This window comes from Noviherbaspirillum album (genome assembly GCF_035916955.1).
Taxonomy (GTDB): Bacteria; Pseudomonadota; Gammaproteobacteria; order Burkholderiales; family Burkholderiaceae_D; genus Noviherbaspirillum; species Noviherbaspirillum album.
The window spans coordinates 1-25,052 of record NZ_JAWIIV010000033.1 but is presented as its reverse complement, the minus strand read 5'-3'; the positions used below and the strand labels follow the sequence as shown (position 1 = coordinate 25,052).

The 25,052-nt window shown below is 62.7% G+C and carries 27 protein-coding genes and 1 pseudogene; 18 read left to right on the top strand and 10 right to left on the bottom strand.

All coding sequences use genetic code 11. From position 1 onward, the window contains the following. Window positions 1-199: 199 nt before the first annotated feature. Entirely contained in the window at window positions 200-607 is a 408-nt protein-coding gene (locus RY831_RS25995) for a hypothetical protein (RefSeq protein ID WP_326509286.1), read from the top strand. 30 nt (window positions 608-637) lie between these two features. Here the strand turns inward: RY831_RS25995 and RY831_RS25990 are convergent, their stop codons facing one another. From RY831_RS25990 to gpmA, 4 genes are all read right to left on the bottom strand, one after another. Beyond that, the gene (locus tag RY831_RS25990; RefSeq protein WP_326509285.1) at window positions 638-1,396 is read right to left on the bottom strand and encodes a HesA/MoeB/ThiF family protein; all 759 of its coding nucleotides are present in this window, start codon (window positions 1,394-1,396) and stop codon (window positions 638-640) included. A gap of 636 nt (window positions 1,397-2,032) precedes the next feature. Further along, on the bottom strand, window positions 2,033-3,499 hold the full coding sequence (locus tag RY831_RS25985) for a S41 family peptidase (protein ID WP_326509284.1): 1,467 nt from the start codon (window positions 3,497-3,499) through the stop codon (window positions 2,033-2,035). A gap of 3 nt (window positions 3,500-3,502) precedes the next feature. Then, window positions 3,503-4,879 (bottom strand): murein hydrolase activator EnvC family protein, encoded by a 1,377-nt coding sequence (locus RY831_RS25980; protein ID WP_326509325.1) that lies wholly within the window; start codon window positions 4,877-4,879, stop codon window positions 3,503-3,505. A 205-nt stretch (window positions 4,880-5,084) separates the two neighbouring features. Beyond that, window positions 5,085-5,831 (bottom strand): 2,3-diphosphoglycerate-dependent phosphoglycerate mutase, encoded by a 747-nt coding sequence (gpmA, locus tag RY831_RS25975; RefSeq protein WP_326509283.1) that lies wholly within the window; start codon window positions 5,829-5,831, stop codon window positions 5,085-5,087. A 109-nt stretch (window positions 5,832-5,940) separates the two neighbouring features. Between gpmA and RY831_RS25970 the strand changes: the two genes are divergently transcribed. The 5 genes from RY831_RS25970 (at window position 5,941) to RY831_RS25950 (ending at window position 8,897) form a co-directional block, all read left to right on the top strand. Next, a complete protein-coding gene (locus tag RY831_RS25970; protein ID WP_326509282.1) occupies window positions 5,941-6,342 on the top strand; it encodes a rhodanese-like domain-containing protein in 402 nt (133 codons plus the stop codon). Between the two features lie 13 nt (window positions 6,343-6,355). Beyond that, entirely contained in the window at window positions 6,356-6,637 is a 282-nt protein-coding gene (gene grxC, locus RY831_RS25965; RefSeq protein ID WP_326509281.1) for a glutaredoxin 3, read from the top strand. 117 nt (window positions 6,638-6,754) lie between these two features. Further along, window positions 6,755-7,258, top strand: coding sequence for a protein-export chaperone SecB (gene secB / locus RY831_RS25960; protein WP_326509280.1), 504 nt, complete (start codon window positions 6,755-6,757; stop codon window positions 7,256-7,258). Between the two features lie 108 nt (window positions 7,259-7,366). Beyond that, the gene (locus RY831_RS25955) at window positions 7,367-7,813 is read left to right on the top strand and encodes an SH3 domain-containing protein (RefSeq protein WP_326509324.1); all 447 of its coding nucleotides are present in this window, start codon (window positions 7,367-7,369) and stop codon (window positions 7,811-7,813) included. A gap of 64 nt (window positions 7,814-7,877) precedes the next feature. After that, window positions 7,878-8,897 carry an NAD(P)H-dependent glycerol-3-phosphate dehydrogenase gene (locus RY831_RS25950; protein ID WP_326509279.1) on the top strand — a complete coding sequence of 340 codons (1,020 nt, stop codon included), beginning with the start codon at window positions 7,878-7,880 and terminating at the stop codon, window positions 8,895-8,897. Between the two features lie 257 nt (window positions 8,898-9,154). On the opposite strand, the gene RY831_RS25945 is transcribed toward RY831_RS25950, so the two are convergent. From RY831_RS25945 to RY831_RS25935, 3 genes are all read right to left on the bottom strand, one after another. Next, window positions 9,155-9,502 carry a cupin domain-containing protein gene (locus RY831_RS25945; RefSeq protein WP_326509278.1) on the bottom strand — a complete coding sequence of 116 codons (348 nt, stop codon included), beginning with the start codon at window positions 9,500-9,502 and terminating at the stop codon, window positions 9,155-9,157. Window positions 9,503-9,535: 33 nt separating this feature from the next. Beyond that, window positions 9,536-9,922: a ribbon-helix-helix domain-containing protein gene (locus tag RY831_RS25940; RefSeq protein ID WP_326509277.1), complete on the bottom strand. Its 387-nt coding sequence runs from the start codon at window positions 9,920-9,922 to the stop codon at window positions 9,536-9,538. 64 nt (window positions 9,923-9,986) lie between these two features. After that, on the bottom strand, window positions 9,987-10,568 hold the full coding sequence (locus RY831_RS25935; protein WP_326509276.1) for a DJ-1/PfpI family protein: 582 nt from the start codon (window positions 10,566-10,568) through the stop codon (window positions 9,987-9,989). Between the two features lie 503 nt (window positions 10,569-11,071). On the opposite strand from RY831_RS25935, the gene gspG reads away from it, so the two are divergent. From gspG to RY831_RS25875, 12 genes are all read left to right on the top strand, one after another. Continuing rightward, window positions 11,072-11,536, top strand: coding sequence for a type II secretion system major pseudopilin GspG (gspG, locus tag RY831_RS25930; RefSeq protein WP_326509275.1), 465 nt, complete (start codon window positions 11,072-11,074; stop codon window positions 11,534-11,536). A gap of 8 nt (window positions 11,537-11,544) precedes the next feature. After that, a complete protein-coding gene (locus tag RY831_RS25925) occupies window positions 11,545-12,033 on the top strand; it encodes a GspH/FimT family pseudopilin (RefSeq protein ID WP_326509274.1) in 489 nt (162 codons plus the stop codon). Window position 12,034: 1 nt separating this feature from the next. After that, the gene (gspI, locus tag RY831_RS25920) at window positions 12,035-12,430 is read left to right on the top strand and encodes a type II secretion system minor pseudopilin GspI (protein ID WP_326509273.1); all 396 of its coding nucleotides are present in this window, start codon (window positions 12,035-12,037) and stop codon (window positions 12,428-12,430) included. Then, window positions 12,427-13,089 carry a PulJ/GspJ family protein gene (locus tag RY831_RS25915; protein ID WP_326509272.1) on the top strand — a complete coding sequence of 221 codons (663 nt, stop codon included), beginning with the start codon at window positions 12,427-12,429 and terminating at the stop codon, window positions 13,087-13,089. Before gspI ends, RY831_RS25915 begins: the two co-directional genes overlap by 4 nt. Then, on the top strand, window positions 13,086-14,135 hold the full coding sequence (gene gspK / locus RY831_RS25910) for a type II secretion system minor pseudopilin GspK (RefSeq protein ID WP_326509271.1): 1,050 nt from the start codon (window positions 13,086-13,088) through the stop codon (window positions 14,133-14,135). The genes RY831_RS25915 and gspK overlap by 4 nt, the downstream gene beginning before the upstream one ends. A gap of 17 nt (window positions 14,136-14,152) precedes the next feature. Further along, the gene (gene gspL, locus RY831_RS25905) at window positions 14,153-15,400 is read left to right on the top strand and encodes a type II secretion system protein GspL (protein ID WP_326509270.1); all 1,248 of its coding nucleotides are present in this window, start codon (window positions 14,153-14,155) and stop codon (window positions 15,398-15,400) included. Continuing rightward, complete coding sequence (locus RY831_RS25900) at window positions 15,397-15,957, top strand: type II secretion system protein M (RefSeq protein ID WP_326509269.1); 561 nt, start codon at window positions 15,397-15,399, stop codon at window positions 15,955-15,957. The genes gspL and RY831_RS25900 overlap by 4 nt, the downstream gene beginning before the upstream one ends. 60 nt (window positions 15,958-16,017) lie before the next feature. Then, a complete protein-coding gene (locus RY831_RS25895) occupies window positions 16,018-16,791 on the top strand; it encodes a type II secretion system protein N (protein ID WP_326509268.1) in 774 nt (257 codons plus the stop codon). 56 nt (window positions 16,792-16,847) lie between these two features. Next, on the top strand, window positions 16,848-19,106 hold the full coding sequence (gspD, locus tag RY831_RS25890; RefSeq protein ID WP_326509267.1) for a type II secretion system secretin GspD: 2,259 nt from the start codon (window positions 16,848-16,850) through the stop codon (window positions 19,104-19,106). Between the two features lie 21 nt (window positions 19,107-19,127). Beyond that, entirely contained in the window at window positions 19,128-20,567 is a 1,440-nt protein-coding gene (gspE, locus tag RY831_RS25885; protein ID WP_326509266.1) for a type II secretion system ATPase GspE, read from the top strand. A gap of 4 nt (window positions 20,568-20,571) precedes the next feature. After that, window positions 20,572-21,792 (top strand): type II secretion system inner membrane protein GspF, encoded by a 1,221-nt coding sequence (gene gspF, locus RY831_RS25880; RefSeq protein ID WP_326509265.1) that lies wholly within the window; start codon window positions 20,572-20,574, stop codon window positions 21,790-21,792. A 62-nt stretch (window positions 21,793-21,854) separates the two neighbouring features. After that, window positions 21,855-22,724, top strand: a complete 870-nt coding sequence (locus RY831_RS25875) for a type II secretion system protein N (RefSeq protein WP_326509264.1) — start codon at window positions 21,855-21,857, stop codon at window positions 22,722-22,724. A 179-nt stretch (window positions 22,725-22,903) separates the two neighbouring features. On the opposite strand, the gene RY831_RS25870 is transcribed toward RY831_RS25875, so the two are convergent. From RY831_RS25870 to tssI, 3 genes and pseudogenes are all read right to left on the bottom strand, one after another. Then, complete coding sequence (locus tag RY831_RS25870) at window positions 22,904-23,281, bottom strand: hypothetical protein (protein WP_326509263.1); 378 nt, start codon at window positions 23,279-23,281, stop codon at window positions 22,904-22,906. Further along, complete coding sequence (locus RY831_RS25865) at window positions 23,274-24,413, bottom strand: bacteriophage T4 gp5 trimerization domain-containing protein (RefSeq protein WP_437126329.1); 1,140 nt, start codon at window positions 24,411-24,413, stop codon at window positions 23,274-23,276. Before RY831_RS25865 ends, RY831_RS25870 begins: the two co-directional genes overlap by 8 nt. A gap of 211 nt (window positions 24,414-24,624) precedes the next feature. Further along, window positions 24,625-25,026: pseudogene (gene tssI, locus RY831_RS25860) on the bottom strand (type VI secretion system tip protein TssI/VgrG); the annotation flags it as partial. Window positions 25,027-25,052 lie beyond the last annotated feature (26 nt).

The following is a 25,052-nucleotide window of genomic DNA, read 5'->3' as shown; positions in this document are numbered from 1 at the left end:
GCAGGGAATGCGTATAGGAATGCGTATGGGAAGGCCGATCGATTGTAGCACTGGCCCCTGCGTGGCGCCGGTGCTACCCCGGCCGGCGGTTTTTATTGAGCGCGCACAAGGGGAGAGCTTGCTATGTCAGCCGGTTGACACAAGCCAAAGAGGCATTGTCTGAAAAACAAAATAATCACGGCAAGGGAGATAAATATTCATGCTTACGTTAAGACGCCTTGCCGACCTGGCGACGATGGTACTGGTCGCAATTCCGCTGTTCGGCTGCGGCGATCCGGCGACCGGCGCGAACGCGCACAAGCCGGCCGATACCGCCGGCGTCACCAATGCGGCCGGTGAGACAATGGATATGATGCCCGCCGATGCCGGGTCGATCGACCGGATCAGCCGCATCGAGGGGCGTCACTTCGATCTGTACCGGCATTACCGCATGCATGCCGCCGCCGATAACATCGACGGCCAGGCCGATCTTGATGGTGCAGAGGACGCAGATGATGCAGTTAGTGCAGAGGGCGGCTTGCGGCACGCGGTCGTCCGCTTTTCCGCATCGGGCGTCAGCCAGGCTCTGCGAGGCTGCTCCATGCGCGCATTGATAGCGCTCGATTGAGCCGGTTCTTCGCTTCCGGTGTACTCTTTTTCACGAGGGGCTGCCGCGTCCGCATACCGGGCATGACGCGCTGCGCGTCACCCGTATGCTGCTCCACTCCATGCTGCGCGCATCCAGCAGCAGCAGTCGTCCCGCCAGCGGTTCTCCAATGCCCGCGACCACTTTCAATGCCTCCGCCGCCTGCATCGTGCCGATGATGCCGACCAGCGGCGCGAACACGCCCATGGTCGAGCACAGCACTTCCTCGAACTGCTGGTCGGGCGGGAACAGACAGGCATAGCAGGGCGCATCGTCGCGGCGGGTATCGAATACGGAGATCTGTCCGTCGAAGCGGATCGCCGCCCCGGATACCAGTGGCACGCGATGCTCCACGCAGGCACGATTGACCGCATGACGGGTCGCGAAGTTGTCGCTGCAGTCGAGCACGACCGTAGCCTGCCCAACCAGTTCGGACAGGCGTTCACCTTCGATGCGCTCGGCCAGTGCGATGACTTCCACTTCCGGATTGATCTGCGCCAGCGTCTGCCGGCCCGATTGCACTTTCGGTTGGCCGACCCGTTCGGTGGTGTGCAGGATCTGGCGCTGCAGGTTGGTCAGATCGACGCTGTCATTGTCGACCAGCGTGATCCTGCCGATGCCGGCCGACGCAAGATAGAACGCCGCCGGCGAGCCCAGGCCGCCGGCGCCGATGACCAGCGCATGGCCCGCCAGCAGTCTTTCCTGCCCTTCGATGCCGATGTCGTCGAGCAGGATGTGGCGGGAATAACGGAGCAGCTGGTTATCGTTCATGGCGCGTGCAAGGCAAGGACTGGGAGGAGTGGCGGTAGCTTAGCATTTTTACCCTGCGCGGGAGGCGGTGCGGGCTGATGGACGTCATGCGCGCGGCGGCTTATACCAATCCCAAGTCATAACATGACAAATGAGGTCGATGACTTTTTTGTCTGGCAAGGCGCGGGAGGAATCCATAGCAGGCTATGGATGACGAGTGCAACGCGGCCAGACGGAAAAAGACGCGATCTTAGAGCCTGTTCGATATCTTTTTGGCATGGCGCAGACCCGCAGACCGGTCGAATGCTAGGCGCAGCGACGCGTCGTAGCGGGCTCGGCGCCCCCGTACTACGGCAAGGCGCTGCAACACCGCAGGCGACCGGTCTGCGGGACTGCCCGGAGGGTTCGGGCGAGATGAGCGCATTGCGGCGTTGCGCTGCTTGCACAGGGAACCACCCTGTGCGGCGCACCGCGCCTTGCGCTGCATCCCTTCTCGCCCGAACGCCATGCCAAAAAGATATCGAACAGGCTCTTATGTCATGGAATGACTTGGGATTGGTATTAGGATCGGCGCGGTATCAGCGCAAAAGACGCGGTGCAAAAGAAAAGGCCGCATTACTGCGGCCTTCTGCTGGTGGCGGCTAACGGAACGCCGGCTTATTTCTTGTCGCCGTTTCCGGTCCCGTTCTTCTTCTCGTCATTGATGGTGTTTTCCTTCTTGCTTTCCACCTTGGGCGCCTTCGACAGCTGCACCGGCAAGCCTTTCAGGTGATTCAAAGCTTGGGCCAGCTGGAAGTCTTCCTTGCCGCCGAATTCCAGGGGCTTGCGCTTCTTCTCGAGCGCGGCAAGACGCTGCTCCTCCTCAAGTTCGTCGAGCTTGCGCGCGGCCTCGTCCTTTTCCTTGTCGTTCAACAGGTGCTTGGTCAGGTCGGCTTCCCGCAGGCGCAGGCCGTTCATGCCGTCGCCGTCTGCGGTTTCGTCGACCAGCAGGTCGGGAACGATGCCCTTGGCCTGGATCGCGCGGCCGTTCGGCGTGTAGTAGCGCGCGGTGGTCAGCTTGACCGCGGTGTCGGCGGACAGCTGGCGGATGGTCTGCACCGAGCCCTTGCCGAAGGTCTGCGTGCCCATGATGGTGGCGCGCTTGTAATCCTGCAGGGCGCCGGCGACGATTTCCGATGCCGACGCCGATCCGGTATTGACCAGCACCACCATCGGCACCTTCTTGATTGCATCAGGCAGCTTCGCCAGCGGATCGCCGGTCGAGATGCGCGACGAGGTGTAGGCATCGCGGCGCGCGTAGTAAGTCTGCTTGGAATCCGGCAGCTGGCCATTGGTCGAGACGATCGGCACGTCCTTCGGCAGGAAGGCCGCCGACACCCCGATCGCGCCCGGCAGCACGCCGCCCGGGTCGTTGCGCAGGTCCAGCACCAGGCCCTTCAGATTCGGCTCCTGCGCATAGATGGCGTTGATCTTCTTGACCATGTCGTCCACGGTCGGCTCCTGGAACTGCGCCACGCGCAGCCAGGCGTAGCCGGGTTCGATCACCTTGGACTTCACGCTCTGCACCCGGATTTCCTGGCGCACGATGGTGACGATGATCGGGCGGTCCTCTTCCTTGCGGGCGATGGTCAGCGTGATCTTGGTATTCGGCTCGCCGCGCATGCGCTTGACCGCCTCATCGAGCGTCAGGCCTTTGACCGGCGTCGAATCGAGCCGGGTGATCAGATCGCCAGACTTCAGGCCGGCCTTGAACGCCGGGGAATCCTCGATCGGCGAGATGACCTTGACGTAGCCGTCTTCCATGCCGACCTCGATGCCGAGGCCGACGAACTTGCCCTGGGTGCCTTCGCGCAATTCCTTGAATGCCTTCTTGTCCAGGTAGGCCGAATGCGGATCGAGGGAAGCGACCATGCCCGAAATCGCTTCGGTGAGCAGCTTCTTGTCTTCGACCGCCTCGACATAATCGGTCTTGATCAGCCCGAACACTTCCGACAACTGGCGCAGTTCCTCGAGCGGCAGCGGTGCGCCGCTCTTCTGGGCGCTCGCCTCGAATTGCATCGAACCTGCGATGCCAGCCACCACGCCTAATCCGATAAGGCCAAAGTTCTTCAGTTTGCTGCTCATGTGTCACCTAAAAGTAATCCACCCGGACGGGTCGATGGCACGGCCCTGATGCCGCATTTCAAAGTATAAACCTGATTGTTCGTTGCCGCCGCTATTGCCGGCGCTGGCGATGGTGTCGCCGGTTTTGACGATGTCGCCGGCATGTTTCAGCACGGCATGATTGTTGCCGTAGACTGTCATGTACTGGCCGCCATGGTCGATGATGACGAGGTTGCCGAATCCGCGCAGCCATTCCGCGAATACCACTTGGCCTCCGGCAACTGCCTTGATTTCGGCGCCTTCGGGCGCACGGATGAACAAGCCTTTCCAGCTTGGTCCGTCGCTTCGCTTGCTGCCGAATTTCGCAATGAGATCCCCTTTCACCGGCAGCCGCAGCTGCCCGCGCAGTCCGCTGAAAGCCCGCGTTGCGCCACCGTCTTGGACGGTGGGTTCCGGCACGAGTTCATTTCGCCCCACCAATTTCGATGGCGGTTCGTCGTCATCAATTGCATCAGGATTGGATTTCGGGGTTTTGACGGAACTCACCTTTGCGTTGGCTTCGGCTTCCTTTTTCGCCTTGGCGCGGGCCAATTGTTCCCTGGCCAGCCGCTCCTGCCTTTCCTTGAGCTCCTGGCGGCGCCTTTCCTGCGCCGCGGCTTCCGCCTTGCGTTGTTCATCGATCAACTTCGCCAGCCGGTCGACCAATCCGCCAAGGCGCTGCTCGTCCCGCTCGATATTGCCGGCTTCCTTGCGCTGCACCGCAAGCTTGCCGGAAAGCTGGGCCAGCAGCGCGGCGCGTCGCGTCTTTTCCTTTTCCAGCACCAGCTTCTGGTCGCGCTGTTCGGACGCGATTTCCTCGAGTTCCTGCCTGGCTTCCTGGGTCGCAGTCTTGTTGGCTTCGACAGCCGCCATGTTGGACCGCAGCGAATCGATCAGGCGGGCTTGCGCCTGAGACACATAGCCCATGTACTGCAGCTCGCGGTTGATGCGGTTGGGGTTGTCGCCCGAGAGCAGCAGCTTGATGCGGTCCTCGTTGCCGGCGACGTACTGGTCGCGCAGCAGGCGCGCCAGCCGGTTCTGCTGGCTGTCGATCAGCCTTGCCAGCCGGTTGTGCTCCTCGTTGAGCCTGGACAGTTTGCTTTCGGTGGCGCGCTGGTCGGCCGCCAGGTCGTGCAGGGCGCGGTTGGCATCGGAAATGGCCGCCTCGGTCTGTGACAGGGCGTCGGCGGCATGACCCTTGGCGGCCTCGGTTTGGGTGATGTCGCGCTTGAGCGTGCCGAGCTTCTTCTGCAATTCGGCGCGCTCTTCCTCGGCGGCGCGCTTCTGCCTGGCGCGCTCGCTCAGTTTTTCGGCATGGGCCGGCGCAGCGCCCAGGGTGCTCAGGGCGCCCAAGCTGGCCAGGACGATGGCGAATCCGATCACGGGAAGAGAACGACGGCGAGGCCTGCGGTGCTGCGTGGACAATCTGACTTCCTCGGCTTTCAGTTCAGGGATGCTGATGCGGTGCGATTGAAGCCCGCCATGTTGAAACTTGCCATTTGCGCATGCCCGGACCGGGCATGCGCATGGCGGATTGCCGATACGGCGCCTGCTCCTGCTCTTGCACTTACTTGGACTTGCCCTGGCTGGCGACGGCCTTCATGGCCGCCTCGATGGCAGCGGCATCGCCGAGATAGTAGCTCTTGATCGGCTTGAGATCGGCATCGAGCTCATACACCAGCGGCTGGCCGTTCGGGATGTTGAGGCCGACGATGTCTTCGTCGCTGATGCCGTCCAGGCTCTTGATGAGCGCGCGCAGGCTGTTGCCGTGGGCGGAAATGATGATGTTCTTGCCGGCCCGGATGGCGGGCGCGATCGAGTCGTCCCAGGCCGGCATCACGCGCGCGACCGTGTCTTTCAGGCATTCGGTCAGCGGAATCTGCTCCTTCGCGAGGCCGGCATAGCGCGGGTCGTTGAAGGAGGTGCGGGAATCGTTCGCGTCCAGCGGATTGGGCGGCGTATCGTAGCTGCGGCGCCATACCAGCACCTGCTCGTCGCCGTATTTGGCGGCGGTTTCCGCCTTGTTCAGTCCCTGCAGCGCGCCGTAATGGCGCTCGTTCAGGCGCCAGTCGTGCTTGACGGGCAGCCACATCAGGTCCATTTCATCGAGGGTCAGCCACAGGGTACGGATGGCGCGCTTGAGCACCGAGGTGTAGGCGAGATCGAAGGTGAACCCGGCTTCCTTGAGGATCCTGCCAGCCTGGCGCGCCTCCTGGATGCCCTTTTCGGTGAGGTCCACGTCGGTCCAGCCGGTGAAACGGTTTTCGAGATTCCAGGTGGATTCGCCGTGGCGCATCAATACGATTTTGTACATGTTGAATTTATAGGGAAGTGAGAGAGTGGGATGCTGCGATTTGAAATCCTAATTCGGCTTCTATTTTATAATGTTGGGATTGCTTAAAACCATTGAACCCAGGAGTAGCGTGAAATTTCTGATTGACAACATTTGGCTGATCGGCATCGCCCTCATTTCCGGCGGAGCCCTGTTATGGCCAAACCTGCAGCGTCGCGGCACCAGGGTAAGCACCCTGCAGGCGACGCAGATGATCAACCAAGGCAAGGCGGTGATCGTCGACGTGCGCGATCCGGCCGCGTATGCCGCCGGGCATCTGCGTGATGCCAAGAACATCCCGCTCAAGGAATTGTCGAACCGCGTAGGCGAACTCGACAAGAGCAAATCCAAGGCCGTGATTGCCGTCTGCCAGTCGGGCGTGCAATCGGCCAAGGCCGCCGCCCAGCTGAAGAAGGCCGGATTTGCCGAAGCCGTCAGCCTGGACGGCGGCGTTGCGGCCTGGCAGGCGCAAGGCCTGCCGATTGCCAAGTGATGGAGCAATGACTATGACCGAACAAGTGAACCAGCATGCACCTGTCCTAATGTACAGCACCGGCGTCTGCCCATTTTGCGTAATGGCGGAGAACCTGCTGAAAAAGAAGGGCATTTCCAACATCGAAAAGATCCGCGTCGACCTCGACCCCGAGCGCCGCGCGGAAATGATGCAGAAGACCGGACGGCGCACCGTGCCGCAGATCTATATCGGCGACACCCATGTCGGCGGTTTCGACGACCTGAGCGCGCTCGAACACGCGGGCAAGCTCGACCAGTTGCTTGCCGCTGCCTGATACGGCATCATCCGCAGCAATTCAAGCTTGTTTGCTTATCAAGGAAGGGACGGCAGGTTCGCCGTCCCTTTTCTTCCTAATTTTCTTCCTACTCTTCCTACCTGACGAAAGCAGCCCATGTCCGATCAAAACCAACAGCCCGTATTCCAGATCCAGCGCGTCTATCTGAAGGACCTGTCGCTCGAGCAGCCGAATTCGCCGGCCATCTTCCTGGAACAGGAAGCGCCGAGCATCGAAGTCGCCGTCGATGTCGGCGCCGAGGCGCTTGCCGAAACCATCTACGAGTCGACCGTCACCATCACCGTCACCGCCAAGATCAAGGACCGGGTGGCTTTCCTGGTCGAAGGCAAGCAGGCCGGCATTTTCGAAGCCGCCAACATTCCGCCGGAACAGCTCGACCCGCTGCTCGGCATCGGCTGCCCGAACATCATTTATCCGTACCTGCGCGCCAATATCGCCGACATGATCACCCGCGCCGGCTTCCCCCCGGTGCACCTGGCCGAAATCAATTTCGAGGCCTTCTACCAGCAGCGTCTGCAGGCGCTGGCGGAGCAGCAGCAACAGCAGTTGCCGCAGGGCTCCGGGCTGGTCATGCCCGACGGCACCGCCGCGCGCCAGTAAGTCGCAACAGGGCGAACCGGGTGGATAGGGAGCGGTCGGCTAGCCGGCTTTCCCGCTTTCCCGCTTTCCCGCCACCCATGAGATCATGAATAGACCAGGGAGGTCATGATGAAATCTGCGCGTCTGTTCCTGTCGTGCGCTGCCTTGCTGTGTGCGACAGCCGCCGCACAAGCCATCGAATACAAATCCATCGGCCCCGCGCCGGCCATTCTTTACGATGCGCCGTCCCTGAAAGGACGCAAGGTCTTCGTCGCGCCGCGCGGCATGCCGGTCGAAGTGGTGCTGACCTACGGCGAATGGGTCAAGGTGCGCGATTCCGCCGGCGACCTGTCGTGGGTCGAGGCCAAGATGCTCGTGGTAAGACGCAATGTCCTGGTCAAGACCGGCGGCACCCGCGTCCGCGAAAGCGCCGCCGATGCCGCGCCGGTGACTTTCACCGCCGACAAGGGCGTGCTGCTCGAACTGCTGGAAACGGCTCCTGCCGGGTGGCTGAAAGTCCGCCATCGCGACGGGCAAAGCGGCTTCGTCAAGGCTGCCGAAGTCTGGGGCGGCTGATCCCGGACGGCGCCCGGGCCTGTGCAGGCTGTGTAGCCTGCGACTCTTCGAGCACAACAACAATATGAACATCACCATACTTGGCGCAGGAGCCTGGGGTACCGCGCTGGCGATCGCACTGGCGGACCGGCATCGCGTGCTGCTGTGGGGGCGTGACGAGGCGGCCATGCAGGAAGCCGCCGCGGCGCGCGAGAACAGTGCCTACCTGCCGGGGTTCGGTCTGCCTCCGGCCCTTGATATCAGTGCCGATTTTGCGCGCGCCGTCGCGCATGCAGGCACCGGCGCGCCGGATGGCCTGCTGATCGTTGCTTCTTCGGTTGCCGGCCTGCGGCCGCTTGCACAGCGAATTCTGCAGCTTCGGCAGCCGGGACACGGCATACCCAACCTGGTCTGGCTGTGCAAGGGTTTCGAGGAAAGCACGCGGCTGCTGCCGCACCAAGTCGTGCACGAAGTGCTTGGCGGCGACGTGCCGTACGGCGCCCTGTCGGGACCCTCGTTTGCACAGGAAGTGGCGCGCGGCATGCCGTGCGCGCTCACGATCGCCTCGCACTCGGCGGCGCTGCGTGACACCGTGGTCAATGCGGTGCACGGCCGCTCGATCCGCGTGTACTCCACCGATGACCTGGCCGGCGTCGAAGTCGGCGGCGCGGTCAAGAACATTCTTGCCATCGCGACCGGCGTCATCGACGGCCTCGGCCTTGGCCTCAATGCGCGTGCGGCGCTGATCACGCGCGGGCTGGCCGAGATCAGCCGGCTCGGCATCGCCCTTGGCGGCCGTCCGGAAACCTTCATGGGCCTGGCCGGCGTCGGCGATCTGATACTGACCTGCACCGGCGATCTCTCTCGCAACCGCAAGGTCGGCCTCGGGCTTGCCGAAGGAAAGAGCCTTCAGACCATCGTCGCGGAACTGGGCCATGTCGCCGAAGGCGTGCGCTGTGCCCAGGCGGTGCGGCAGCTGGCCGCCGAGCATGGCATCGACATGCCGATCACGCAGGCGGTGGCAGCGGTGTTGTTCGAGGGCGATTCGCCGAAGGAGATGGTGCACCGGCTGCTGGCGCGCGATCCGCGCGACGAGGCGGCGTAGGCAAGCTATCCGCGACTTCACATCCGGAGCGGTTTCGTCATGACCGGCCTAGTCGAAGTCGAGGAGGTGGTTCCTGGACCAGCGAGTCGGCGCGCGACATGGCGGCTCGATAAACGGTCGACAAACGGATCAGCGCGAAAACCGCCTTCGACATGCAGGCGGCGCTTCAATGATCACGCCGCTTGCATGCACCTCTTTTCACGGTGCACACCTTTGATTGCGCCGGTTGATTGCATCGCTTGCTTGCCTCAGCTGCGTCAATCCGCCTTGCTGTCCGTCCCCTTGCGCAGCATGGTCATCAGCACCGAAGCATTCTCCGGCGCCGCCAGTGCATACGGCGTATTTCCCTGCAGGTAAATCATCTGACCGGCCCGCAGTTGCCGGCACTGCCCCAGCGTCTCCACCTCCACGGTGCCTTCCAGGCATTGCAGCGTCAGCTCGCCTTCGATCCGATGCTCGGGAATCGACTTGCCCTGGGGCAGCACGAGCCGCATCACTTCGAAGTCATCCGTTCGCACCAGCGCTAACGATGCGGAGTCGACCAGCTTGTCTCCGAGCGGGCGGATGTCGATCAGCTCACCGGGCGTGGCGTGGTGCAGTGACATGGGCATTCTCCTTATGCAGCATGGTTCTCGATGTTATCGAGACTGCATCAGCGCCCGGTTTGTTCCGTTATTGGATGTCAAGAGTCCGGCACCGGGCTGCGGCCCGTCCATTCGGATGCCATGCAGGGGAAGGGTCTTGTCCTTAGATATGCCGCCCTCGGCCATCAGTGACATGTAGCGCAGGCAGCAGACGCGCAGGAAGGATGTGAAATTGTCGATCTCGCCGCGATAGGCCACCAGTTCGTCGTAGAGCTTGGCGATCAGCCGCGTCGTCGCCAAACCGTCGCGAGCGGCGATTTCATCGAGCGCGTTCCAGAACAGGTTTTCCAGTTTGATCGATGTGACGGCGCCATGCAGCCGGATCGAGCGCGCGCGGCACTCATAGAGATGGGGATCGGCCTTGACGAAGATTTCGCACATGATGGCTCCTCATGAAAGAAGAGCGGAGCCGTGGTGCACGCACATCGGCTCCGCGCAGCCATTCTTATAGCACGATCTGCGTCCCCAGCACTTTCAGGAATTGCGCAATCCATGCCGGATGGGCCGGCCAGGCGGGTGCGGTGACGAGGTTGCCGTCGGTCACGGCGGCGGTCACGTCGATCTCCGCATATTGCCCGCCGCCGAGCTCCACTTCCGGGCGGCAGGCCGGATAGGCGGAACAGCGCTTGCCTTCCAGCACGCCGGCGGCGGCAAGGATCTGGGCGCCATGGCAGATGGCTGCGATCGGCTTGTTGGCCTTGGCGAAATGCCGCACGCTTTCCAGCAGCGCGGGATTGAGCCGAAGGTATTCGGGTGCCCGTCCGCCCGGGATCAGCAGCGCATCATAATCCTGGGGATGAATTGCGTCGAAGTCGTGCGTCAGGATGAAGCGGTGGCCGGGCTTCTCGGAATACGTCTGGTGGCCTTCGAAATCGTGAATGGCGGTGGTAATGAAATCGCCCGCCTTCTTGCCGGGGCAGACGGCATGGACCTGGTGGCCGACTGCAAGCAGCGCCTGGAAAGGCACCATGATTTCATAATCTTCGCCGAAGTCGCCGACCGGCATCAGAATGGTTTTCGCGGCCATGATGGTCTCCTTGAATGAATGTTGATGAGGACATGAACAGTCATTGTTGGCCTTGGCGGGAAAACATTGGTAATCGCGGGGTACTACATGCTGCGCGGCATCGTCGCCTGTAGCCGCTCTGAATCGGAAGGTGATTTCCAGAAAGAATCAACCTTCAAGTTTTTTTGTATCAATATGCCCGTAGCGCAAACTAATTGAGAAAACTCAAGTCACAGTGCACGCGACACAGGCAATGTGCCGCCTTCTGTGCTTCGGTATACAAGTCGGGCGCGGACTTCCGTGCCGGCATGATAATGAACAAGGTTTTCGACTTGTCAAGGTTCTCGCCGGCAATTGGTCACATACTATGCCGATATCATCAATTGAATTGCGTGCAATATTTCATATAAGAAAGCGCGCGGCGAAACACTGATGATGCATGGCGGTAATACGGCGGTCATCGGGAGTTGGCATGCTTCCGTCATATACTAGTGGTTTGTTCGTCCTTCACTTAGATCTACTTTATGCAAAACACCCATTCCTTCGCTTCGCGTCGTACCCTGTCGCGCGCCGTCAGCCGCGGCTTTACCCTGATCGAAATCATGGTGGTCGTGGTCATCATGGGCATCCTCGCCGCACTGGTGGTGCCCAAGTTGATGGGCCGCGCCGATGATGCGCGCATCACCGCTGCGCGCCAGGACATCGCCACCCTGATGTCGGCCCTCAAGCTCTACAAGCTCGACAACCAGCGCTATCCCTCGACCGAACAAGGATTGCAGGCCCTGATCAGCAAGCCGACCAGCGGCCCCGCGGCCAATGGCTGGAAGAGCGGCGGCTACATCGACAAGCTGCCCAACGATCCCTGGGGCAATCCTTACCAGTTCCTGTCTCCCGGCGTGAAAGGCGAGATCGACGTCTTTTCCTTCGGCGCCGACGGCCAGGCCGGCGGTTCCGGCAATGATGCAGACGTCGGTTCGTGGGACCTCTGATTCATTCCTTGCCGACTCCGAACTTGCGTGCGCGCCTGCGTGCCGCACGCGGCTTTACCCTGCTCGAACTGCTGGTGGTGCTGATCATCGCTGCGCTGCTGATGGGCGTGGTGGCCTTCAATGCCATGCCCGGCGAGCGGCAGGCCTTGCAGAACGAGGCCCAGCGCATCGCGCTGCTGCTGCAGCTGGCGCGCGACGAAGCCATCGTGCGCAACCGCCCGATTGCCTTTGAGGCCGACAACAGCCGCTACCGCTTTCTCATCCGCGAGGAAAACCAGTGGCAGCTGCTGGGCGAAGACGACCTGCTGCGCGAACGTGAATTCAGCCGCGCCCCGGTTGCGCTGTCGATCGTGCCGGCGGTGTCGGCGGACAACGGTCCGCTGCGCATCGTGTTCGGCCGTGAGCCGGTTGACCGGCCTTTTCTGCTGACGCTGGCGATGGGTAACTCCAGCGTCGCGATCCGCGCCGACGGCGTCGGTCACTTCACGGTGGAATGAGATGCGCACCGTCCGTCTTCCATTGAAGTCACGAGGATTCACCCTGCTCGAGGTGCTGGTGGCGCTGGTCATCGTCGGCACCGCGCTCGGCGCCAGCCTGCGCGCCGTCGGCAGCCTCACGCAAAACAGCAGCGGCCTGCGCGCGGCGATGATGGCCACCTGGTCGGCCGAGAACCGCCTGGGCCAGATCCGCCTCGCGCGCGAGTATCCGGCCATCGGCAAGCGCAGCTTCGAATGCTCTCAGGGCGATTTGAAGTTGATCTGCGAAGAGGAGGTGCTGACCACGCCGAACCCGTTTTTCCGGCGCGTCGAAGTCAGCGTCTACGACGGCGGCGAGTCGCAGCGCCGACTGATCAAGCTGGCGCAGATCGTGCCCGACCCGCAGAGGGCACGATGAAGACCCAGCGCGGATTCACGCTCATCGAACTGCTGGTCGCGGTCATGGTGCTGGCCGTCGTCGCCGTGCTTGGGTGGCGAGGCCTGGACAGCATCGTGCGCGCTCGCATCTCGCTTAACGCGGATCTGGACCAGACACGCGGCATGCAGCTGGCGTTTGCGCAGATGCAGAGCGACCTGGACCATATCGCGGACAAGAAAAATATCGGCAACCGTTCGGTGCTGTCGGCCCAGGCAGGCAGGGTGACGCTGGTGCGCAACGTGTATGCCGAGAATCAGCCGACCCGTGTGCAGGTGATTGCCTACCGCATCCGAGACGGCCTGCTGAGCCGGCGCGAGTCGCTGGCCACGCGCAACCTGGTGGAGCTCGATGCGGCATGGCGGGCGATGCTGGCCGACACCGACAACTCGGCAGTTGTCCCTCTGACGACGGATGTGGTGGCGATGCCGGTGCGCATCTTCATCCCCGACAACCAGGGATGGCGCGCGGCGGTCGAGAACGCTGCCTCGATGGCAGGTACACCGCCGCCGCCCACGCTTCCAAATGGTGCGCAGAATCCGGCTCTCAGGGCTACCGATCCGACTGGCCTTGAAGTGACGCTGCAGTTGCGCGACCGCGCCGCCGGCCTGGTCAAGGTCTTTCTGGTGGGGGTGGTATGAAGGTGCCCGTGCTTTCCCGCCAGCGTGGCGTCGCCGTCGTCACCGCGCTGCTGCTGACCACGCTGGCCATCACCATCGTGGCCAGTCTGTTCTGGCAGCAGCAGGTGCAGGTGCGCTCGATCGAGAATCAGCGGCTGCAATTGCAGAAGCAGTGGATCCTGCGCGGTGCAATCGATTATGCAAGGCTGATCCTGATGGCGGACCGTACGCCGAATTCGGATGGTCTGGATGAGCCTTGGGCAGTGCCGCTGGCCGACACGCGGCTTGATGATTACGTGGAAAACGGGCGCTCGGGTTCCGACGTTCCGGATGCGGTATTGTCGGGCGGGATAGAAGATGCGCAGGGCCGCTTCAACCTGGCGGGCATCTGCTGCGGCGCGAACAATGCACCGGATTCCAAGAAGGTGCTGGCCTTCGGCAGACTGCTCAGTGCGCTCCAGCTCAATTCCTCACTGGCGCAGGCCACCGCCAACTATCTGCTGTCTGTCCGCGCAGCAGCTTCGGCCGCCACGGGTGGTGTCGGCGGCACGGGAGGCACAGGCAGTAGTGGAACAGGTGGAACAGGTGGAACAGGTGGAACAGGTGGCACGGGCGGAACAGGTGGAGTGCAAACAACAGCGCCGGCACAGGCGCTTAGCCTGCTGCATGTCGATGATCTGCTCGCTGTGCCGGGCTTCACACCCGAGATTTTGGAAAAGCTGAGGCCTTATGTGATCGTGATCGAAGACTCCGTTGCGAGCACGATTAATATCAACACTGCCTCCGAAGAAGTCATCTATGCAGTCGTTGAAGGAATTTCCATTTCGGACGCCAGGGCAATCGTCATGGCGCGTAGAAACAAATCATTTGATAGCATCAATAATTCAGCGTTGCAAGCCGTGGTGGGGTCGAAGCCGATCGGCCCGGTTGCGAATGTCAAGACAAACTACTTCTTGATCAACGGGAAGGTCCGTCTCAATCGTGCCGGCATGCAGATGCAGGCATTGATAAAAAGGGAGCTGGGTTCACAGAGCAGGTCCCAAGTCATCTGGATTCGCGAATTCTAAAAAGAAAGAGCAGAACATTGAGCATCCTTTACATACGCCTGCCGTCGCATGCCTTCGCGGAAAACCTGCAGCCGGGCATGCCGCTGTACTGCGAATATGCATCGGCGACCAATAACGGCGCGCTGGAACGCGAGGGCATGGCGGCCCTGCCCGACATGAATGAACTGGTACGCAAGGCGCAGCGCGTCGTGCTGCTGCTGGCGCCCGGCGACGTCACGCTGCTGCGGGTGAAGGTGCCGCCGCTGTCGGCGGCGCGCCTGAAGGCCGCGCTGCCCAACCTGGTGGAAGACCAGCTGATGAGCGATCCGGCGGAATGCGTGGTGGTCGCCGACGGCACGCGCAATGAAACACGCACCGTGGCGGTGGTGCAGCGCTCCTGGCTGGAACTGCTGGCGCGCACGCTGACCACGCTCGGCGCGCGCAGCTTGGCGGCGGTCCCGGCGCAGCTGTGCCTGCCGGTGCAGGCCGATGCGGTCAGCGCCGCCGTCGCCGAACACGGCGGCGACGTCGATGTGGCGGTGCGGCTGTCGGAGCATGAAGGACTGGGCCTGTCCATCGTGCCCGACCAGCCTGAATCGTCCGCGTTCGAAGTGATGCAATCGCTGGCGATGGTGGTGCCGCAGGCGCCGATCACCCTGTATGTGCCGCAGGCAAGGGTGCGCGACTATCAGGATTCCCTGCACATCGCGCCCGCGCTGAACGAGCGCATCACGCTGCATGCCGACAACTGGCAGCGCTGGATCGGCGCCGCGGCCAAGACGCCCATCGATCTGATGAGCGGCCTGGGTACCGCCTCCGGACCGAAATTCGACTGGTCGCGCTGGCGCTGGCCGGTCGCGCTGGCCATGCTGCTGCTGCTGGTCAACCTGATCGGCCTGAATGTCGACTGGCTGAGCATGAAGCGCGAAGCCGAAGTCCTGCAGGCCGGCATGGTGCAGACCTACAAATCCGCGTTCCCGAAGGAGACGGTGGTGGTCGATCCGCTGGTGCAGCTGCGGCAAAAGCTGGCAGGCGGGCAGCAGCAGAATGGGCAGCTTGCGCCGGACGATTTCGTTGCGCTCGCGGCCAGTTTCGGCGAAGCCTGGAGCGGCCTCGGACAGGGCGGCAATGCGATTGCCGGCGTCGAATATCGCGACCGCAGCCTGACTGTGAAATTCAAGCCCGACGCCAACGTGCCGGCCGACCAGCTCACCAGCGCGCTGTCGTCGCGCAACCTGTCGGCAACCCAGTCCGGCAGCGTATGGCAGATCAGGAGCGGAAAATGAATGCAGCCACTACCACCAGCCGCACCAGCAATACCAGCCGCGCAAGCGGCCTGAAGCAATCCTTTTCGACTTTCTGGGCGGCGCGCAACAAGCGCGAGCGCAACATGCTCAGCGTGGCCGCCGCCGTGGTGGTGCTCGGCCTGCTGTATGTGCTGCTCATCGATCCCGCGCTCAGCGGCCGCCAGGCGCTGGAGCGGCGGCTGCCGGCGCTGCGGCAGCAGGCGGCCGAGGTCCAGGCGCTGGCCAAGGAAGCCGCCAGCTCCGGGATTGCCGCTGGCGCCAATGCGAATGCCAATACACCGCCGCCTCCGCCGATCACGCGCGAGCGCCTCGAAGCCTCGCTGTCGGAAAAGGGATTGAAGGCACAGAGCCTGAGCCTGACCGGCGAACTCGCCCGCGTGCAGCTTGCCGGCGTATCCTTCGCCAGCACGGTGGAGTGGCTGGCGGACCTGCAGCGCACCTCCCGGGTCAGCGTGGTCGATGCGGTGGTGGAAGCGCAGGCACAGCCCGATACGGTGAATGCGACGCTTTCGCTGCGCCAGCAAAAGGCGCAATGAGGGCACAATGAAGGACATGATGAAAGGCGTTATGAGCAAAGCAGGGGAGAAACAATAAAAGTGCGACGCCTCGTGATATGGTTACTGGCGGCGATCGTCAGCGTAGCGCTGACTATCATCGTATTCTGTCCTGCATCGTGGATGAGCTTGCTGCTGGAAAAGCAGACCAACGGCAGGCTGACGCTGGGCGATGCCCAGGGCACGCTGTGGAACGGCTCGGGCTTCATCGGCGGCGCGCCCAGCCGCTCCGACCCGGTGACGCCGCTGCTGCCAGGGCGGTTTTCCTGGCGCCTGTCGCCGCTGGTGATGCTGGGCCAGGTGGATATTGCATTGGAGAACCGGGAGGCGCTGAACCAGCCGTTGCGGATCACCGGCAGCTGGAACCAGTGGCAGGTGTCCCCGGGCGGCATGCGGCTTCCGGCCGAGCGGCTTGCCGGCCTGGGTGCGCCGCTCAATACCATCCAGCCCGCTGGCCGCATGCTGCTGAGCTGGACGCCGCTGCAGGTCACGCGCAAGGGCAATGCGGTCGAGGTCAGCGGCACGACGACGCTGCAGATGGAAGACATCGCCTCGCGTCTGTCTCCGATCAAACCGCTGGGAGCTTACCAACTGATAATGGACTGGCGCGGCCAGCAGGCCCAGCTGGTCCTGACAAGCACAAGCGGTCCGCTGCTGCTGAGCGGCACAGGTTCTCTGGCCAACGGAAGACTGCGGTTTTCCGGCAAGGCCGAAGCAGAAGAAGGGCAGGAAGAACGGCTGGCAAATCTCTTGAATTTGCTGGGACAACGCCGACGAGAAAACGGCAAAGATGTTATCGCGCTAGAGTTCAAATGAAAAAAAATCGATCAGCAGAAACATTCCAACGGACGACCAAAAAGAGCGCGGCGGGCTTGACCGCGCCATGGCGCCGCGTCAGCGCGGCCGCATTGCTGATGTGTGCCATGGCCGGCATGCCGAACGTCAATGCGCAGGACCCGAGCTCCAACCAGGCGACCCTCAACTTCGTCGGTGCCGAGATCGAGTCGGTCGTCAAGGCCATCGGCCACTACACCCGCACCACCTTCATCATCGACCCGCGCGTCAGGGGCACCATCAACCTGGTGTCGGAAAAGCCGGTGTCCAAGCAGCAGGCGCTGCAGATGCTGGCCTCCTCGCTGCGGCTGCAAGGCTTCGCGATGGTGCGCAGCGGTGATGTCACCAAGGTGGTGCCGGAAGCCGATGCGAAGCTGCAGGCCGGCCCGATCCAGACCACCGGCGACGTGCGCGGCGACCAGATCGCGACGCAGATCTTCCGTCTGAACTACGAGTCCGCCGCCAACCTGGTGCAGGTACTGCGTCCGCTGATTTCCCCCAACAACACCATCAACGTCAATCCCGGCAACAACAGCATCGTCATTACCGACTATGCCGACAATCTCAAGCGTCTCTCGCGCATTATTGCCGCGCTGGATTCGCCGGCCGTGGGCGACCTCGACGTGGTCCCGGTGCGCAACGCGGTCGCCACCGATGTGGCGATGATGGTCAACCGGCTGCTGGAGCAGACGGGTCCGGCCGCCGGCGGCGATGCCGGCCGCGTTTCCGTGCTCGCCGATACCCGCACCAATTCGCTGATCGTCCGCGCGCCCTCGGTGGCGCGCGCCAACCTGGCCAAATCGCTGATCGCCAAGCTCGACCAGCAGACTTCGCAGCCCGGCAACGTGCACGTGGTCTACCTGCGCAACGCCGACGCGGTGCGGCTGGCGCAGACGCTGCGCGCGGTGGTCGCGTCCGACCCGAATTCGCAGGCAAGCCTCGGCACCCAGCAGCAGCCGCAACAGCCGCAGCAGCCGCAGCAAGTCTCCCCCGGCTCGCAGGCGCAGCTTGGCCAGGGCGCGCTGAACCAGAACACGCAATCGGCAAGCCCCTTGCCGACAGGTGGCGCCGGCGGCTTCATCCAGGCCGATCCCGCCACCAATGCGCTGATCATCACCGCCAGCGAAGCGGTCTACCGCAACCTTCGCACGGTGATCGACCAGCTTGATGCGCGCCGCGCGCAGATCTATGTCGAAACCCTGATCGTCGAAGTCAGCGCCGACCGCGCCGCCGAACTCGGTATCCAGTGGGCCGGCCTGTCGGGAGACGCAACCAGCAGCTACCGCGTCGGCGGAGCCACCGGCTTCACCACGCAGGGCGGCGGCAACAACCTGATCAGCCAGGCCATCTCGCAGGTCGCCGAAGGCACGCCGCTGCCTCCAGGCAACGGCCTGAACCTCGGCATCTTCCGCCAAGTCGGAGGTTCGCTGACGCTCGGCGTGCTGGCGCGCGCGCTGGAGTCCGAAGGCAATGCCAACATCCTGTCCATGCCCAACCTGATCACGCTCGACAACGAGGAAGCGCGCATCATCGTCGGCCAGAACGTGCCTTTCGTGACCGGCCAGTTCACCACAGCCGCCTCCGGCGGCAGCGCCGGCGTCAATCCGTTCCAGACCATCGAACGCAAGGACGTGGGCCTGTCGCTGCGTGTGCGTCCCCAGGTGTCCGAAGGCGGCACGGTCAAGATGGCAATCTACCAGGAAACCTCGAACATCCAGCCGACCAGCAATGCATCGGACATCATCACCAACAAGCGTTCGATCGAAACCAACGTGCTGGTCGACGACGGCCAGATCATCGTGCTCGGCGGCCTGATCGAGGACCGCGTCACCGACGGCGTCGAACAGGTGCCGGGACTGGGCGACCTGCCGGTGGTCGGCAACCTGTTCAAGTACCGCAACCGCTCCGGCCGCAAGACCAACCTGATGGTCTTCCTGAAGCCGACGGTCCTGCGCACCAATGAGCAAAGCATCAATGTTGCCGCGGACCGCTACGATTACATACGGAACGTCCAGGGCAATGCGCAGTCAACCCATCCTCTGCTGCTGCGCGACGTCAACACGCCGGTCGTGCCGCCGCTGCAGAACGGCCGTCCGGTAGGCGGCGGCGTGGTCAACGTCGATCCGCGCGCGCAGACCCCGGCCGGCACCGTCGACAGCCCGCCGCCGCTGTCGCCCAACCAGGCGCCGCCCGTGCCGCCCGAACCGGCGCCCGCGCCTTCGCAGGGACCGGTGCCCGGGGCGCCGGTGCCAGGGTCCGGTCCGCAGCAGGGCGCCCCCGCAACCAACAGACAGTAAACAGACAGTAGGAATGCAGTAATGACTACAGTTCTCACCGATGCCCGTCTTCTCCCGTACGCCTTCGCCCGCGACCATGCGCTGCTCGCGCGCCGCAGCGAAGCGGCCGGCAATGCCGTCGAAGTCTGGGTATCGGATGCCACCGTGCCCTCGGCGATCGCCGAAGTCAGCCGCCGCTTCGGCCGCGTCAAGCTGAAATCGCTGTCGCGCGAAGACCTTGAAATGGCGATCGCGAAAGCCTATGCCGGTTCCGGCAACGATGCCGCGCAGGTGGTCGATGAAGTCGAATCCGACCTCGATCTGGCCAAGCTGATGCTCGACATGCCGGCCATCGAGGACTTGCTTGAGTCGGCCGACGACGCGCCGGTGATCCGCATGATCAATGCGCTGCTCACGCAGGCGCTGCGCGAGGAGGCGTCGGATATCCATATCGAGCCTTTCGAGCAGATCTCGGTGGTGCGTTTCCGGGTCGACGGCGCGCTGCGCGACATCGTGCGGCCGAAGAAGGCGATCCATGCGTCGCTGATCTCGCGCATCAAGATCATGGCCCAGCTCGACATCGCCGAGAAGCGCCTGCCGCAGGACGGCCGCATCACGCTGCGCGTCGGCGGCAAGCCGGTCGACGTGCGGGTCTCCACGCTACCCACCGGGCACGGAGAGCGCGCGGTGCTGCGTCTGCTCGACAAGGAAGGCGGCCGCATGGATCTCACCCATCTGGGCATGAGCCCGGACGTCATGCAGCAGTTCGATCACCTGATCAGCCAGCCGCACGGCATCGTGCTGGTGACCGGTCCGACCGGCTCCGGCAAAACCACCACGCTGTACGCGGCGCTGACCCGCCTCAACGCGCCGGCCACGAACATCCTGACGGTGGAAGACCCGATCGAATACGAGTTGCCCGGCGTCGGCCAGACCCAGGTTAACGCCCGCATCGACATGACCTTCGCCAAGGCCCTGCGCGCCATCCTGCGCCAGGACCCGGACATCATCATGATCGGCGAGATCCGCGACCTCGAAACCGCGCAGATTGCGGTGCAGGCCTCGCTGACCGGCCACCTGGTGCTGGCCACGCTGCACACCAACGACTCGGCGTCGGCGGTGACCCGTCTGCTCGACATGGGCATCGAACCCTTCCTGCTGTCTTCCTCGCTGCTCGGCGTGGTCGCGCAGCGCCTGGTGCGCAAGCTGTGCCCGGTATGCCGCAGGCACGACGGCCAGCAATGGCACGCGGTCGGCTGCGACAAGTGCGGCAATACCGGCTATCAGGGCCGGGTCGGCGTCTATGAACTGCTGACCACCACCGACCAGATCCGCAAGCAGATCCACGACCAGGCGTCGGAAGCCGAGATCCGCGCCATCGCCCAGCGCGACGGCATGAAAACCATGCGCGAGGACGGCGAACGGTGGCTGGCCGACGGCACCACCACGCCGGCCGAGCTGCTGCGCGTAACCAAGGACTGAGGCCATGCCCGCATTCCGCTACGAAGCCGTCGATGCCGCGGGCGCCACCCGCAAGGGCGTCGTCAATGCCGACAGCGCCCGCGCGGCGCGTTCGGACCTGCGCGCGCAGGGGCTGGTGCCAATCGTGGTCGACGCCATCGCCGCCCAGGTCGACGAGCTCGGCCAGGCACGCAGCCGCGCCTTCGGCGACAAGCTGTCCACGACCGAGCTGGCCCTGTTCACGCGCCAGCTGGCCAGCCTGCTGGAAGCCAGCCTGCCGCTGGAGCAGGCATTCACCGCATTGCTGGAACAGGCCGAGCGCACCTATGTGCGCGACCTGGTCGCCTCCATCCGCGCCGAGGTGATGGGCGGCTCCTCGCTGTCGGATGCGCTGTCCAAGCATCCACGCGACTTCGCCGACATCTACCGCGCGCTGGTCGCCTCGGGCGAACAGATCGGCCAGCTGTCGCGCGTGCTGTCGCGTCTGGCCGACTATATCGAACGCCGCAACTCGCTGGTGCAGAAGGTGCGCCTGGCCTTCACCTATCCGGCCATCGTCACCGTGGTCGCGTTTGCGATCGTGATCTTCCTGCTGGCCTATGTCGTGCCGCAGATCGTTTCGGTGTTCGCCAACACCAAGCAGAAGCTGCCGCTGCTGACCGTGATCATGCTCGGCATTTCGGACTTCGTGCGCAGTTACGGCTGGATCGTGGCGCTGTTGCTGGTGGGCGCCTTCCTGATATGGCGCAACGCGCTGAAGAATCCCGCAATCAAGTACCGATGGCACAGCTGGCTGCTCACTGCGCCGCTCTACGGCAAGTTCGAGCGCAGTCTCAACACGGCGCGCTTCGCCAGCACGCTGGCCATCACCACCGGTTCCGGCGTGCCCATCCTGCGCGCGCTGCAGACCAGCCGCGATACGCTGTCCAACGTGGCCATGCGCGAGCAGGTCGAGGAAGCCACTACTAGCGTGCGCGAAGGCGTGGGCCTGGCGCGCGCGCTGTCGGCGCACAAGCATTTCCCGCCGATGCTGATCCACATGATCCGCGCCGGCGAAGTGACCGGCGAATTGCCCGCCATGCTGGAACGCGCATCCAATGCGCAGGAGCAGGACCTGGAGCGACGCGCGCTGACCATCGCCGGCCTGCTGGAGCCCGCGCTGATCCTGGTGATGGGCGTGGTGGTGCTGCTGATCGTGCTGGCGGTGCTGATGCCGATCATCGAGATCAACCAGCTGGTGCGCTGATGCGGGAACGGAAATGCAGGGAGGTGCGCAACAATGATAACGAGAACTAGAAAAGGAATGAGATGAAGCGCCTGCCGCTTGCCATCAGTTTTGTGCTGTTCATCCTGCTGTGCGCCTCGCTCGCATACTGGGGTCTGCAGATGTTCAAACCGCCGCTGCGGCCGGTGGCCGCTCCCCCGCGCGCCGCGGCGCCGGAAGTGCGGCCGGAAGCCGCCACCGCGCTGTTCGGCGGCCGCGCCGCCCCGGTCGCGGTAGCCAGCAACTATCAGTTGCGCGGCGTGATCTTTTCCGGCAGCGCACGCGACAGCGTGGCCATCATCAGCGCCGACGGCAAGCCGCCGCAGGCCATTCGCGTCAACAGCGAGGTCTTGCCCGGCGTCACCGTCAAGGAAGTGCATCCCGGCTATGTGATCCTGTCGGAGAACGGGGCAAGCAAACGGGTGGAATTGCCGGAAACCGGCCGCGATGCCGGCATCACTTCCACAGCGCCGGCACGCCCGGCGACGCCACCGACGGCAGTCCCTGCCGGGCGCGGCATGGGTAATCGTCCTCAGGCAGCGGGCAACGTTCCGGCCGCCACGCCGCCCACCCTGCCACAGGGCGCCGGCGCGCCGGCAGCGCCTCCTTCGGCCCAGCGGCCGGCACCGCAACCGCCTGTACCGCAGCAACCGGCATTTGCCACACCTGCGCCGCAGCAGGCTCCGGCCGGAACGACAAATCCTGCTGCCCCCGTCGCGGGCCAAGCCCCCGTTACCAACGCGCCGCCGACCGTTGTTGTCAGTCCCCCGGCGCAGGCTGGCTCGGTGAACGTTGCACCGCCGGCTCCGCCTCCAGGTGCGCTGGCCCCCATGCCCCAGCCAGTCGTGCCGGGTTCGATCGGGTCAACCGGCACATCCACCGTGCCAGGTTCGCCGCCGCTGCAAAGCCGCTAAGGCTGAGCGAATGCTGCGTTTCTAATGCCGATACTGTGTACTTCGCTAAACGACGCCATCATTCAAAAGTGGGCTCTTGCCAGCAAGGCAGGTGAAATTTTCCGACCTTGCCTTACGCAGAAGGCTTGACAGGTTCCCCACCTTTCTCACTTTCCTATCAAAACGATACTAATCACGCTCTAATAATTTGCGAGATCGATGCCATCATCTAGATATGTCACAGTGGTTTTTTTTAATTGACCACTTGGGCTCGCTAGTATCCAACCATTCTCATCCAACTCAGATTCGAGAAGAACCGAGACATCTAGATTGGTAGCTATGCTTCTTGCAATCTCTGCCGGCTCCAAGCTTAGTTGAGCAGTACTAGGCCAAGTTATGAGAAGTCCTTGTTTAAAACCTTGTATATAGTCTGTCACTTGGACAAAACCCGTGGCATTGGGAATTTCACAGTCAGTAGACTCAACAAGAAAACCAAGTAGTGAACCAAGAAAGATCAGTAGATCTTGCTCGGGCTTCCCTTGATTAAGGAAGATCTGCAGTGATTGTGTATTAGCCACCTTTTCTGCTCCTCATTATGTCGATGATGGTCTTGGTGCGTTCTGTCTGCTCTGGAGAAAGTAAATTTTTTTGGGCCATTTTTTCCAACGTAAGCATGGCTTTTCCAATACCTTGCTTCTGTGCTTGAACTAAGATGTTGTATTCTTGGGAAGAGACATTCACAACGCTCGGTCCAGAAATAGGGTGTACTGAACTATTGTGTGTACCCCACGTTCTGGCAGACGATGTAGTAAATGTTTCACCATTTCGAGTTGCTGCACCTGATCGAATCTCAGCCAGATCAACCATCGCTTCTTCACGAGTGCCTAAGAATAAAGAATTACCTGTTTTCTTTGGTATGCTCAGACTGCCTAACAAATGCCTATTTGAAAGGCCTGTATTAGCGAGTTCTGCTGTATTTGTCCCTTTCGCTAGTTTATCCCCATTACCAGCCAATACCTTCCCTGCCGCCTTAGGCACTTTTCCTACTGCACCCATCGGTAGGAACCCAGTTGCCGCCAAGGCAATGTCCGCCGGATTGCCGCTCTCGATGCCATCCCAGAAGTCCCGAGCCGGCCCTCTGTACATTTCTTCGACAATCTGCGCACCTGTACGGATATGCTTGCCGAGTGTCTGCGCAGCAGATGACTTCTCCATCACCGAAGTCTCGCCCCGCAAACCCTGCATCAGTCCGGCCATTCCTGATGCTGAGTCGGGCGGAACGAAGCCTGCAGCATGAGCGAGATTCGGCACAGCACTGTTTTGTGCCTGAGTTGCCCCATTCGTATTCAAATCAATCCGACTGGTCCCGATCACGTCCACATGCAGCCCCTGTATCGTGATCTTCCCATTCGCCTCCATCCGTATCCGGCTAGCCCCCACCTCCAGCACGATCTCCGTCGCCGCCTTCAACTGTATGAACTCCGTCTGCGACTCCAGCTCCACGCGCTTCTTCACCTTCGTCACCTGAAAGCCGTTCGTCACCGTATTGGTCTGGTGCGGCCCGTTCACCACTGTGGCCTGCGTGTGCTGCACGGTAGTGACCATGTCCTTCTGCGAATGGATGTTGATCAGCTCCTGACCCTTTTTGTCATGGATCACCATCTCGCAGTACCCACCCCCGCCCGGCGTCGAGCGGCTTTTGAAGCCCATCACGTGCGCTGCGCCCGGCAATGCATACGGCAGCGGCTGCGCGCTGTTGTACAACCGTCCGGTGCAGATCGGTCGGTCCGGATCGCCTTCGAGGTAATCGATGATCACTTCCTGACCAATGCGTGGTATCGCAACCGTCCCCCAGCCGGCACCGNTGCGCGCTGTTGTACAACCGTCCGGTGCAGATCGGTCGGTCCGGATCGCCTTCGAGGTAATCGATGATCACTTCCTGACCAATGCGTGGTATCGCAACCGTCCCCCAGCCGGCACCGGCCCATGGCTGCGAGACCCGGATCCAGCACGAACTGCGCTCGTCATGCCGGCCATAGCGGTCCCAGGGGAACTGCACCTTGATGCGGCCATACGCATCGGTATGGATTTCCTGTCCCTTCGGACCGACCACCGTGGCCGTCTGCGGGCCCGGCATGCGCGGCTTCCTGTGCTGGCGCCGGGGGCGGTACGGGATCTTGCGGCGGATGCAGCTGAAACTGTTGGTATATACCGGCGCGCTGCCGCGGTCAGCGAAGTTGTTCCTGGCGTCGATGCTCACCGATACGACAAGGAAGTCGGCATCGGTGTCGTCGTGAGCGTCGAACCAGTGGTGTTCGCTCAGCTTGAAGCTGCGTCCCGGGCTCAGGC